The organism is Streptomyces luteosporeus (assembly GCF_039532865.1).
In the GTDB taxonomy this organism is placed as follows: Bacteria; Actinomycetota; Actinomycetes; order Streptomycetales; family Streptomycetaceae; genus Streptomyces; species Streptomyces luteosporeus.
The window spans coordinates 376159-388879 of the sequence record NZ_BAAASL010000003.1; the positions used below are offsets into that span (position 1 = coordinate 376159).

Below are 12721 nucleotides of genomic sequence, written 5' to 3' on the forward strand. Positions count from 1 at the left end.
TCTGCGGGGAAGAAACACGGAAGAAACCCTTCCGGCGTCAGGCGTCACACCAATCAAGGGGGAACGACGTGACCACCGGCCCCGTCACCGCAATCCCCGACCCTCCCGGCGCCCCGGACGACGCCACCACCCCGGGCACCCCGGTCACCGCCGTCACCCGCGACATGTGGGACCGGCTCCCCTTCGACGTCCGCGACCCCGCCTTCCACACCGACCCCTACCGCCACTACGAGCAGCTGCGCACCGCCGCCGGCGGCCCGGTGCTGCGCCTGGACGAGCAGGTGACGGTGGTGACCGGCCACGCCGCATGCCTGGCCGTGCTCGGCGACGCCCGCTTCGGCTTCGGCACGCTCGACACCGGCACGCAGTCCTTCCTGATGACCGACCCGCCCGAGCACCGGCGGCTGCGCACCCGGGTGGCCGCGCCGTTCGCCGCGCGGGCCGTGGAACGGCTGCGGCCCGCCGTCGAGCACCGCGCCGCCGCCCTGCTGGCCGCCGCCGACCGCGCCGGCGAGGTCGACGTCATCGCCGACCTCGCCGAACCCCTCGCCCTCGACGTCATCTGCGCGCTGGTCGGCGTCCCCCTCGACGAACGCCGGGAGTGGATCGAGGCCCTGAAGTGGATGACGGCCGGCTTCGACCCGGAGGCGCTGCGCACACCGCAGGACACCGCCCGCATCTCCTGCGCCCGCCTGGACTTCGCCCGCTACCTGCGCGACCTCATCGAACGCCGCCGCGCCGCCCCGGCCGGCGACGTCCTCGGCGCGCTGGTCGCCCCGGGCCCCGACGGCTCGCTGCTGACCGTCGACCGGATCGTCACGGCCGTCGGCCAGCTGGTGGTGGCCGGCTACGAGCCGGCCGTCAACCTCGTCGGCAACGGCCTGCACGCCCTGCTCTCCCACCCCCGCCAGCTCGACCGCCTGCGCACCCACCCGCAGGCCGTACCGGGCGCCGTCGAGGAACTGCTGCGCTACGACCCGCCCATCCAGCTCATCACCCGCGTCGCCCTGCGCGACGCCGCCGTCGCGGGCACGCCCGTACCCGCCGGCACCGTCGTGGGCCTTCTCGTCGGCGCCGCCAACCGCGACCCCGCCGTCTTCACCGACCCGCACTGCCTGGACACCACCCGCACCCCGGCGCACCTCTCCCTCGGCTGGGGCGAGCACTTCTGCCTGGGCGCCCGCCTGGTGCGCGTCCAGGCCGCCGCCCTGCTGACGGCCCTGGCCCGCTGCCGCCCGGTGCCCACCGGCGAGCCGGTGCGCCACAAGCCGACCCTGATCAGCCGTGGCCTGGAACGCCTGCCGGTGATGCTGACCGCGGGCCTGGCGGACGACGACCGGTTGCCCTAGGGCGTGTCCGGCGGATCATGCAGCGCCCCGTAGGGGCGCGGGGAACTGCGCGATCGGCCACTGACGGCCCGCAGTCGGCGGCCCACCCCGGGGTCCGGGCGCAGCACGGCGCTCCATCCGCGGGCGCATCGTGGCTTGTCGCGCAGTTCCCCGCGCCCCTTACGGGGCGCCGTGGTGCCGCCCGGACGGCTCCCTCCGGGCGGCTCAGCGCGCGGCGGCCCCTGCCGGCTCCGCCCCCGTGTCCGGCACCGGCTTCAGGCGCTGCACACAGCGGGCGGCCAGAGCGGCCACCGTGGGGCTCGCCAGGATCTCCATCGCCGGGACGTCGCAGCCCAGGCGCTGGTGGAGCGTCGTCATCAGTTCGGCGCCCATGAGGGAGTCCAGGCCCAGCTGGTTCAGGGGCCGGTCGGGGGCGATGCGGTCGGGTGTCGTCTGCAGGACGCCCGCCAGGACGGTGACGACGGCCTCCGTCACCTTGGCGAGCGCCTCCTCGGGCGTGGCGCGGGCCAGGGCCTGCGCCATGTCCCGCGCCGCCCTGCCCGTCGCGTCGTCCTCGCCCTCGGGGCGTACGAGCGCGAAACGGGGCGCGCCGACGGCGCCGATGCCGTGGCGCACCCGGCCCCAGCCGATGCCGGCGACGACGGCGACGTCGTCCCGGCCACCGGCGAGGAGCTCCTCCAGGGCGTCCAGGGCCCGTTCGGCGGGGACGGGGACCAGGCCCACGTGTTCCATGAAGCCGTCCAGCCCGTTGCGGGCGACGTAGCCGGCGTCGCCGAGCGCGCCCCAGGCCACGGCCAGGCCCGGCCGGCCGGCGTGCCGGCGGGCCCGCACGAGGGACTCCAGGCACAGGTTGGCGGCCACGTAGGTGCTCTGCTGCGGGTTGCCCAGCAGGGCGGCGACCGAGGAGTACAGGACGAAGAAGTCCAGCTCCCGGCCGCGGGTGAGCCGGTCCAGCACCCGGGCGCCGGCCGCCTTGGGGGACAGCACGCGCCGCGCGGACTCCTCCGTCACCTCCGTCAGCAGGCCGTCGTCGAGGACCATCGCGGCGTGCACGACGCCGCGCAGCGGGTGGGCGGGGGTGTCGACGGAGTCCAGCAGCGCCGCCATGGCCCGGGCATCGGCCGCGTCGAACGCGTGCGCGGAGGCCGCCACGCCCTGCCGGTGCAGCTCCTCCAGCAGCTCGGCCGCCCCGGGCACCTCGGCCCCGCGCCGGCTCACCAGGCACAGCCTGCGCGCGCCGCGCGCGGCGAGTCGGCGGGCGGTGGCGGCGCCGAAGCCGCCCAGGCCCCCGGTGACCACGTAGGTGGCCGCCGGGTCCAGGCGCAGGGGAGCGGGCACGGGCGGCAGGACGGGCGGGGTCCGAAGGGAGACGACCACCTTGCCGATGTGCCGGGAGTGCTGCAGGGCCTCGAACGCCTCGGCCACCCGGTCGGCGGGGTACACGCGGTGCGGCAGCGGCCGGTACGCCCCCTCCCGTACGCACGCGGCGACCTCCGCGAACTCCTCGGCGAACGCCGCGGGCCGCTCGTGCGCGAGCCGGGCCAGGTCGGCGGTGCTGAAGGTGACGTTGCCCAGGAACGCGCCGAGCGGCAGCCGCCCGTCGGCGTACAGATCGCGCTTGCCCAGCTCGACGAACCGCCCGCCGGGCGCGAGGGCCTCCAGGCCGCGGGCGACGGCCTCCCCGGCCAGGGAGTTGAGCACGACGTCCACGCCGCGCCCGTCGGTGACGGCCCGCACCTGGTCGGCGAAGTGCAGCGAGCGCGAGTCGAGCACGTGGGCGACGCCCAGCAGGCGCAGCAGCTCGCGCTTGGCGGGAGTGCCGGCCGTGGCGACGACCTCGGCGCCCGCCCGCCGGGCGTACTGCACCGCGGCCAGGCCCACCCCGCCCGCCCCGCCGTGCACCAGCACCCGCTCGCCGGGCGCCAGCCGGGCCAGGTGGTGCAGGCTGTGATGGACGGTCAGGAACACCACCGGCAGCGTGGCGGCCGCGCAGAAGCCCATCCCCTCGGGCATCCGGGCCGCGGTGGCCGCGGGGACGGCGACGTGGGAGCGCAGCGTGCCGGAGCCGAAGGCCAGGACGCGGTCGCCGGGAGCGAGGTCCGCAACGCCCGGGCCGACGGCGGTGACCACGCCCGCGCACTCCATGCCGGGCCGGTGCCCGCCCGCGCCCGCATCGAGCGGCACGGTGCCCAGGGCCTGCAGGACGTCCCGGTAGTTCAGCGCCGCCGCCCGTACGTGGACCACGACCTGGCCGGGGCCGGGCTCGGGCACGGTGTCCGGGGCCCACACGAGCCGGTGGGCGGGGCCGGTGTCGTGCACCCGCAGCGCGAAGGGCCGCTCCTCGCCGGGCTCCGTACCGGCCGCGGGGTCCGGATCCCTGTCCTCGCGCAGCCGGGTGACGAACCGTCCGGCCGGCGTGAGCAGCACCTCGTCCTCCTCGCCCGCCCCGGTGAGCTCGGCGACGAGGCGGGCGGCGTCCGCCCCGGTGCGGCCCGTGGCGTCCAGCGAGATGCGCCGCACGGACACGTCCGGGTGCTCGCCCGCCAGAGTGCGGGCCACGCCCCAGGCGGCGGCGGTGCCCGGCGCCAGCGGACGCTCCGGCGCGGGCAGGACGCCGGTGGGCGGGGTGACCAGCCACAGCGACACGCCCCCGGCGCCCGCCGCGGCGGCCAGCGCCCGCAGCACGGCCGTACGGCCCACGGCACGGTCCAGCTCGCCCTCGTCGTCGCCGGCGTCCCCGCCCAGCAGGAGCAGCACGTGCGTCTGCGGCCCACCGGCCGTGCCCGCCCCGCTGCCGAGGAGCGCCGACCACTGTCCGGGGTCGTCACCGGGCGCGACGCGCCGGACGCTCGCGCCCGCGGCCGTCAGCAGCTCGGCCACGGCGCCCGCCAGCGCGTCCTGTTCCCGCTCGGCCGCCACGAGCCAGGTGCCGGTGTGCCGGGCGGCCGGCGCGGCCGGCCGCGGCCCGGTGCGCTCCGGGCGCCGGGCCAGCAGCAGCGAGACGTCGCAGCGCGCGCCGTCCTCCGTGTCGCCGGCGACGGCCACCTCCTGCCAGCCGGCACCGTCCAGCACCCGCCGCCAGCCGTCGGGCGGCAGCAACGGGCCGCGGCGGCGCACCTCGTGGTCCCCGCGCTGCCAGAAGGCCGGCAGCAGCCCGTCGAGCAGGGCCAGCGCCGTGACGTCGTGCGGCTCGGTGGCCAGCAGCAGCCCGCCGTCGTCCAGCAAAGCGGCCACGTGCTCCAGGGCGCGCCGCACGTCGCGGGCGGTGTGCAGGGCCGCGGGGGCGACGACGACGTCGAAGGAGCCGGGCGCGAAACCCTGCCCGGCCGGGTCGCGGTCGAGGTCGAGCACGCGGGGGACGAGGACGTCGTGACCGGCGAAGCGCTTGCGGGCCCGCGGCAGGCAGGCGGCCGAGGCGTCGGCGTACGTGTAGTGGGTACGGTCGCGGGGCAGCACCGGCAGCAGGTGTGCGGTCGTGCCGCCGGTGCCGGCACCGACCTCCAGCACGCGCAGCGGCCGGTCGGCGGGCCAGTCGCGGACGAGGGCGCGCAGCACGGTGCGGGCGGCGCGGCCCGCGAAGCCGCTGGTGCAGCCGTCGGTGCGCAGCTCCTCCAGCAGGTGGCGATTGGCCTCCGCCGGCAGCACCTCGGCCGGGTCCCGTTGGCCGCGCAGGATCTGCACCAGCTGCCCGGCGCCGGCTCCGGCGAGCGCGAGCTCGACCGCCAGGTGCGGGCAGTCGGCGAGCGCGGCACGGAACCGTTCCAGTGGCGCGGGCGTGCCCGTGGCGCGCCAGCCCTCGCCGCAGGCCTCCGCCAGGTCGTGGTCGTGCGCGGCCCGCAGCAGCGTCTCGACCAGCGGCGCGTAGTCGGCCGGCACGCCCGCCGCCAGCACGTCGGTCACCGCGAAGGGCTCCTGCCGCCGGTCGCCCAGCACGCTCGCCAGGGCCGCCGCGCCGAAGTGGGCGGTCAGGGCCCGCAGCCGGTCCATGCCCTCGCGGTCGGCGTGCTCCCGGTCCCGTACCAGGTCCGCCGCGCAGGCCGCCAGGGCGTCGGCGGGGGACGGCAGCGGGCAGGGTGTGCCCGCCGGGCCGGGCAGCGGCGCGGCCCGGGTGACGGTGGTGTGCAGCCGCACCGGTACGCGCGCCTGCTGTTCGACGCGCCGCATCCGGCAGCCCTCCAGGGCCAGGCAGGTCAGCCCGTTGGGGGCGAGGACGGCGATGTCCAGCAGGGCCTCGCGCGGGGTGACCGTGCGGGCGCGCACGTGCACGTGCCCGATGGCGGGCATCCGCCGCCAGGCCCGTACGCGCTCGACGGCCACCGGCAGGAAGGGAGCGCCGCCGTCCGCGGTGGCGTCCTCCAGCAGCGGGGAGGCCGCCTGCAGCGCGCCGTCCAGCAGCGCGGGGTGGGCCTCGTAGCCGGCGAGGTCGCCGCCGCCCGCGTAGTCGGCCAGCACCTGGTCGTCGCCGACCCGGAAGTCCGTCAGGACCCGGAAGGCCGGGCCGTAGTCCAGGCCCTTGCCGCCGGCGAGGCGGTAGTGCTCCTCGGCGGTGCGCCGCCCGGGCAGGGCCGCGGCGAGGGCGTCGAGGTCGGTCAGCGGCGGCACCGGCGCGTACAGCCGGCGCAGCCGGCCCCGGGCGTGCTGCTGCCAGGTGTCCTCTCTCCCGCCACGGCTGGCGATGTGCACCACGCCGTCGTCCGGCGCCAGGGCCGTCTGCAGCTCGATCTGCCGGTCCTCGTCGAAGGGCAGCACCAGGCCCGCCGGGATCGCGAGCCGGCCGATCTCGACGGGCCCGTCCAGGACCCGGCGCCCGGCCGCCAGCATCATCTCCAGGTAGCCGGTGGCCGGCATGAGCACCGCGCCGCCGACCCGGTGCCCGTCCAGCCAGGGCACGCGCGCCGGTTCGAACGGGCCGTGCCAGACCGGTTCGGCCGTCGCCGCCCGTTCGCCGAGCAGCGGGTGGTCGACGCGCCCGTCCCCGCAGGTGCGCGACCACGCGCCGGGATCGCCGTTCCAGTGCGGTTCACGCTGCCAGGGGTAGGCCGGCAGGTCCACCACGCGGCCCGGGCGGGGGAAGAAGACGGAGTCGCGGTGCCGGGCGCCGCCGGCCAGCAGACGGGCCACCGCCGAGTCGACCGCGTCCGCGCCCGGCTGCTCCCGCGACAGGGTCGCAACGACCAGCGCCGGGCTCCGGCCGGCCGAGGTCAGCCGGCGCAGGTAGCCGCGCAGCACGGGGTGCGGACCCACCTCCACGTACAGGTCGCAGCCCAGGTCGGCCAGCTGCCCGACCGCCGCGGCGAACTGCACCGGCCGGCGCAGGTTGCGCCACCAGTAGCCGGCGTCCAGTTCCTCGCCGCCGAGCACGCCGCCGGTCGTCGCCGACGCGTACGGCACCGCGGCGCGCCGCGCCTTGAGGTCCGCGAGGTCGGCGGCCAGTTGTTCCTCCAGGCCGTCCATGGCCCGGCTGTGGAAGGCGTACGGCAGGCCCAGGTCGTGGAAGTACACCCCCTGCCCGCGGCAGTCCTCGCCCAGGCGGGCCAGCGAAGGTGCGTCCCCGCCGACCGTCACGTCCTGCGCGGTGTTGACGCCCGCGAGCTCCAGCCGGCCCTCGTACGGCGCCAGCAGCGCCTTGGCCCGCACCGGGTCGGCGCCGAGCGCGGCCATGCCCCAGTCGCCGGCGGTCGAGGCCTGCGCCCGCGACCGGGCGACGACCACCCGGGCCGCCGCCGGCAGGTCCAGCGCGCCGGCCGCCCAGGCCGCGGCCATCTCGCCGGCGCTGTGCCCGGCCACCGCGGCCGGCTCGATGCCCCGGGCCCGCAGCAGCGCCACCAGCCCCACCTGCACCGCGAACAGCAGGGGTTGGGCCACATCGGTGGTGTCCGGGCGGCGCGCGCCGGGGGCGGCCGCCAGCTCCGCCGAGACCGACCAGCCCAGCAGCGGGCGCAGCGCCTCGTCCGCCTCGGCCACCGCCCGCCGGAAGACCGGCTCCTCCTCCATCAGCCGCGCGCCCATCCCCGGCCACTGCGCGCCGTTGCCGGAGAAGACGAAGGCCACCGTGCCGCCCTCGACCCCCGCGGTCAGCGCGCCCGCCGCCACCTCGCCGTCCGCCACCCGGCGCAGCCGCTCGGCCGCCGTCGCGGCGTCCGGCGCGAGCACCGCGATCCGCTCCTCGTGCCGCCCGCGCCGCCGGCAGGAGGTGTACGCCACGTCGTAGAAGTCGCCCGGGGCACAGCCCTCCAGCCGGTCCGCCATGCGCCGGGCCGCCTCGGCCACCGCCGTGCGCGTGCGCGCCGAGACCACCACCGGCAGCGGCCCGCCCCGGGTGGGCGGCGTGCTCGGCCCGTCCGGCCCCGGCGCGGCCGCCAGGACGACGTGCGCGTTGGCACCGCCGAAGCCGAAGGAGTTGACCCCCGCCACCGCCCGGCCGCCGGACGGCGCCGGCAGCGGGCGGGTCTCGGTGACCGGCGCCAGGCGCCAGGCGTCGAAGTCGATGGCCGGGTTCAGCGGCAGCGCACCGGGGTTGGCCGGCACCCGGCCGTGCCGCAGCACGAGCACGGCCTTGAGCAGCCCCGCCATGCCCGACGCCGGCTCCAGGTGCCCCAGGTGGGCCTTGACCGACCCCACCGGCAGGGCCCGGTCCGCGGCCCGCCGGGCGGTCAGCGCCCGGCCGACCGCGCGGCACTCCACCGGGTCGCCCACCGGCGTGCCCGTACCGTGCATCTCCAGGTACACCAGCTCCTGCGGGTCGACCCCGGCCGCCTCGTACACCTCCCGCAGCAGGCTCTCCTGCGCCCGGGCGCTCGGCTGGGCCAGGCCCGGGGTCCGCCCGTCGGCGTTGATGCCGCTGCCCAGGACGACGGCCAGCACCCGGTCGCCGTCGCGCACCGCCGCGCCCAGCGGCTTGAGCACCACCAGGCCGCCGCCCTCGGAGCGCACGTAGCCGTCCGCCTCCGCGGAGAAGGGCCGGCAGCGCCCGGTCGGGGAGAGCATCGACGCCTTTGCGAAACCGATGAACTCGAAGGGACTGAGCAGCACGTTGACGCCCCCGGCCAGCGCCAGCGCGCTGCGGCCGCAGCGCAGCGCCTCGCAGGCGTGGTGCAGCGCCACCAGGGACGAGGAGCAGGCCGTGTCCACGGCCAGGCTCGGCCCGCGCAGGTCGAGGAAGTGCGAGACGCGGTTGGCGACGTTGCACACCGCGCCGCCGGTCATCGTGTACGCGTCGGCCGACCGCGGCGCCAGGCCCTGCAGGAAGGCGAAGGACTGGTTGGAGGCGCCCACGTACACCGCGGTGTCCGAGCCCGCCAGCGAGGCGGCCGGGATCCCCGCGTCGTCCAGGCCCTCCACGGCCAGCTCCAGCAGCAGCCGCTGCTGCGGGTCCATGTGCCGGGCCTCGCGCGGCGAGAGCGCGAAGAAGTCGCAGTCGAAACCGCGCACGTCCGCCAGGAAGCCGCCGGTGGCGGTGTACGTCTTGCCGGAACGTCCCGGATCCGGATCCACCCACCGCTCGGCGTCGAACCGGTCGGCGGGCACCGGCCCGAGCGGGCAGCGGCCCTCCGTCAGGGCCGACCACAGCTCGGCGGGCGTGGTGATGCCGCCGGGCAGTCTGCACGCGGCACCGACGACGGCGATGGCATCGGAGGAGGGTGGCATGGCGAACAACTCCTCGAATTCGCGACGGCAGAAACCGCACTGCGCTCTCTTGGCAGTCGATGCCCGCCCCGGGGCGAAAGATCTCACGCTCCATCCATGTGGGGGACGGACGCGTGTCGCCGCCGGCCGTCCGGGGAACCGCGCCACCATGACCACCGCCGCCGGACACGGTCCGCCCGCACCCGCGCCGCCCGGCGTGCTCACCGTCCCCGTCCTGGGACGCGCACCGGTCCTCGACCCGGCGGCCCACGTCGCCCCCACCGCCGTCCTCATCGGGCCGGTGCACCTCGCCGCCGGCGCCAGCGTCTGGTACCACACCGTGCTGCGCGCCGACGGCGACGAGATCACCGTCGGCACCGGCAGCAACCTCCAGGACGGCGTCGTCGTCCACACCGACCCCGGCTTCCCCGTCCGTATCGGCGCCCGCTGCTCCGTCGGGCACAACGCCGTCCTGCACGGCTGCGACCTCGGCGACGACGTCCTGGTCGGCATGGGCGCGATCGTGCTCAACGGCGCCCGGATCGGTGCGCGCAGCATCGTCGCCGCCGGCACCGTCGTCCCCCAGGACCGGACCGTCCCCGCCGGTTCCCTGGTCGCCGGGCCGCACGCCCACCTCGTGCGCGCCCTCACCCCCGACGACGAGGCCCTCGTCGAGGCCCACGCCCGCAACTACCGGGCCCTCGTGCGGCTGTACCGGCCCGCCGGGGCCTCCGGGACGGGCCCGCCGTGACCGGCGCCCACGCCCGCCCCCGCGGCACCCCCCGGCCGGAGGTGGCCGTGCCCGGACCCCGCCGCACCCGGACCCGGCAGCGACGCGCGCTGGCGGTCGTCGCCGGCGCGGTGTTCATGGCCATGCTCGACAACCTCGCCCTCAACAACGCCCTGCCGCACATCGGCGCCGAAATGGGCCTCGGCATCAGCGGCCTGCAATGGGTCGTCGCCGGCTACACCCTGGTCTTCGCCGCCTTCCTGCTCTCCGGCAGCGTCCTGGGCGACCGGTTCGGGCAGCGCAGGGTCTTCCTCGCCGGCGTGCTCGCCTTCTGCGCCGGCTCCGCCGCCGGCGCCCTCGCCCCCGGCTGGGCCTGGCTGCTCGCCGGGCGCCTGGTGCAGGGCGCGGGGGCGGCCGCACTCATGCCCGCCGGCATGGGCCTGCTGCGGCACGCCTTCCCCGACGGGACGCGGCGCACCCGGGCCATGGGCGTGCGCGGCGGCGCCGGCGGCCTGGGCGTCGCCCTCGGCCCCACGATCGGCGGGCCCCTCGTCGACGCCCTCGGCTGGCGCAGCGTCCTGTGGATCAACCTCCCCGTGGGCGCCGCGATGGTGCTGCTCGGCCTGCGCGCCCTGCCGCGGGTGCCCCCCGCCCCCACGCGCTGGGACCCGGCCGGTCAAGTGCTCGCCGTCGTCGGCCTGGGCAGCCTGGTGTACGGCCTGGTCCAGGCGCCGGTGGACGGCTGGACGGCACCGGGCGTCCTGGCCGCGCTGGCCACGGCCGCCGTGGCCCTGCCCGCCTTCGTCGTGACCGAGTGGCGCACGGCCGCCCCCATGCTCGACGTATGGCTGCTGCGCGACCGCGTGACCGCCGCCGCCTGCCTGGCCCTGTTCGCCGCCAGCCTGGGCCTCTTCGGCGGGGTCTTCTTCCTCACCCTGTACCTGCAGGACGTCCTGGGCTGGTCCGCCGCCGGCGCCGGAGCGGTCTTCCTCACGGCCTCCGGCGTCATCGTCCCCGCCGCCCCGGCCGCCGGGCTGCTGTGCGCCCGGCGCGGGGCACGGCTGCCGCTGCTGGGCGGGCTCGCCCTGTGCGCCGTCGCCCTCGCCGGCCTCTCCCGCTACGGCCGCGGCGCCGCCTACGCCGGGTACGGCTGGCTGCTGCCGGTGCTCGGCGCCGGCGTCGGGCTGACCTTCGTCACCGCCGTCATCGCCGCCGTGCAGCGCGCCCCCGCCGAGCGGACCGCCATGACCTCTGCCCTGATGGACACCCTGCGCGAACTCGGCGGCGTGATCGGCGTGGCCGTGCTCGGCGTCGTCCTGGCCGCCCGGATGCGCTCCGCCCTCGTGACGTACGCCACCGCCGAGGGCGTACCGCAGCCGGCCGCCCGCGACCTGGCCGCCTCGGTGCTCCGGCACGGCCCGGCCGCGAGCCTCGGGCAGGCCGCCGCGGCCCCGGGCGCGGCCGGGCAGGCCCCGGTGTGGGCCGAGCGGGCGTTCGTCGACGGCCTGGGCCCCGCACTGCTGTGCGGGGCCGGCTGCATTGCCGCTGCGGCTCTGGTGGTGGCCGTGCTGCTGCGCCGCGACAGGGCGCCACTGCCCGGCGGCTGACGGCGCGTAGGCTCCTGGCGAGGCGTGCAGGGCGCCGTCCGGGTGCGGTGAGAGGGGCGAGAGGCCACGTGGCGCGGGAGAAGGAGATCGCGACGGCAGAGCAGGCGGCCAACGACGGCCTCGTGCTGGCGTTCGGGCGCCTGCAGGGGGCCGCGAACCGGCTCGAGTACATCCTGGGCCGGGCGATCGAGGAGGAGTGCGGCATCAGCCACCTGATGTTCGAGGTGCTGCTGATCCTGGGCCGGGCGGGGGAGGCGGGACTGCCCATGCGGGCCATCGCCCAGGAGCGGGTGCTCAGCACCGGCGGGGTCACCCGGCTCGTCGACCGGATGGAGGCGGCCGGCCTGGTACGGCGGGCCGCGGACCCCGGCGACCGGCGCGGCCGCCTGGTGCGGCTGACCCCGCAGGGGGAGGAGACGGTGGTGCGCGCCGCGCGCGTCCACCGCGAGAACATCCGCCGCCACTTCCTCGAACCGCTGCCGCAGGAGCACCGCGACCGCTTCGCGGAGGACCTCAAGACCCTCAGCCATGCGGCGCGGGACGCCCTGCCGAAGCTGCGCTGAGGGCGGCGGGAAGCCTGCTGCAGGAATACCTGAGAGAGCAGATACTGTTGTCTCAGCTGAATGCCCGCGTCCGGCGGGCTCGTCCCCCGGAGGCAGGTCCCCCCATGAAGCTCGTCTACGTCTTCGACGCCTACTGCGGCTGGTCCCACGGCTTCTCGCCGACCCTGACCGAGATCACCCGCCGCCATCCCGACCTGCCGGTCGAGGTCGTCTCCGGCGGCCTGTTCACCGGCGCCCGGCGGGTGCCGATCCGCGAGTTCGGCTACGTCCAGGGCGCCAACGCCAAGATCGCCGAGCTCACGGGCGCGGAATTCGGTCCCGCGTACGAGCGGCTGATCGCCGACGGCTCCTTCGTCATGGACTCCGAGGCCGCCGCCCGCGGCATGGCCGCCCTGCGCGCGGCCGCACCGGACCGCGCGGCGGAACTGGCGGCGGCCCTGCAGCGGGCGTTCTACGTGGACGGGCTGAGCCTGTCGCAGGCGGCGACGTACCGCACCGTCGCCGGGCGGGCCGGCCTGCCGGCCGAGGAGGCCGAGGCGGTGGCGGCCGCGTTCACCGGCCCGGACGCGGCGGCCGAGGCGCAGGCCGACTTCCGGCGGGCGGCGGGGTACGGGGTGCAGGGCTTCCCGACGCTGCTGGCGGTCGACGGCGACCGGGTGACGGTGCTGGCCGTGGGCCACGCGACGGCTGCCGCCGTGGAGCGGGCGCTGGGTGCGGCGTAGGGCCCTGCGGGCGGCCGGCCCCCGTCCCGCCCTTCCACCGTTCCCCGGGGCTCCGCCCCGGACCCCGGACCGGGCTTCGCCCGGTGTCCTCAATCGCCGGACGGGCTGCGGTGCAGCCCGTCCG

General features: G+C 77.6%; 6 protein-coding genes. 5 read left to right on the top strand and 1 reads right to left on the bottom strand.

From position 1 onward, the window contains the following. The first annotated feature begins 68 nt into the window (after positions 1-68). Complete coding sequence (locus ABD361_RS05630) at positions 69-1349, top strand: cytochrome P450 (protein ID WP_344433598.1); 1281 nt, start codon at positions 69-71, stop codon at positions 1347-1349. A 204-nt stretch (positions 1350-1553) separates the two neighbouring features. On the opposite strand, the gene ABD361_RS05635 is transcribed toward ABD361_RS05630, so the two are convergent. Next, complete coding sequence (locus ABD361_RS05635; RefSeq protein ID WP_344433599.1) at positions 1554-8996, bottom strand: SDR family NAD(P)-dependent oxidoreductase; 7443 nt, start codon at positions 8994-8996, stop codon at positions 1554-1556. A gap of 148 nt (positions 8997-9144) precedes the next feature. On the opposite strand from ABD361_RS05635, the gene ABD361_RS05640 reads away from it, so the two are divergent. From ABD361_RS05640 to ABD361_RS05655, 4 genes are all read left to right on the top strand, one after another. Continuing rightward, positions 9145-9726, top strand: coding sequence for a gamma carbonic anhydrase family protein (locus tag ABD361_RS05640; protein WP_344433600.1), 582 nt, complete (start codon positions 9145-9147; stop codon positions 9724-9726). Continuing rightward, positions 9723-11312, top strand: a complete 1590-nt coding sequence (locus ABD361_RS05645) for a DHA2 family efflux MFS transporter permease subunit (protein WP_344433601.1) — start codon at positions 9723-9725, stop codon at positions 11310-11312. Before ABD361_RS05640 ends, ABD361_RS05645 begins: the two co-directional genes overlap by 4 nt. Positions 11313-11380: 68 nt before the next feature. Further along, positions 11381-11875 carry a MarR family winged helix-turn-helix transcriptional regulator gene (locus ABD361_RS05650; protein WP_344433602.1) on the top strand — a complete coding sequence of 165 codons (495 nt, stop codon included), beginning with the start codon at positions 11381-11383 and terminating at the stop codon, positions 11873-11875. A 104-nt stretch (positions 11876-11979) separates the two neighbouring features. Further along, complete coding sequence (locus ABD361_RS05655) at positions 11980-12597, top strand: DsbA family protein (RefSeq protein ID WP_344433603.1); 618 nt, start codon at positions 11980-11982, stop codon at positions 12595-12597. Positions 12598-12721: the final 124 nt, after the last annotated feature.

What these genes read in the sequence shown, in the direction of transcription:
- ABD361_RS05635 (WP_344433599.1), bottom strand. Translation starts at nt 8,996, where the DNA reads ATGCCACCCTCCTCCGATGCCATCGCCGTCGTCGGTGCCGCGTGCAGA.
- ABD361_RS05640 (WP_344433600.1), top strand. Translation starts at nt 9,145, where the DNA reads ATGACCACCGCCGCCGGACACGGTCCGCCCGCACCCGCGCCGCCCGGC.
- ABD361_RS05655 (WP_344433603.1), top strand. Translation starts at nt 11,980, where the DNA reads ATGAAGCTCGTCTACGTCTTCGACGCCTACTGCGGCTGGTCCCACGGC.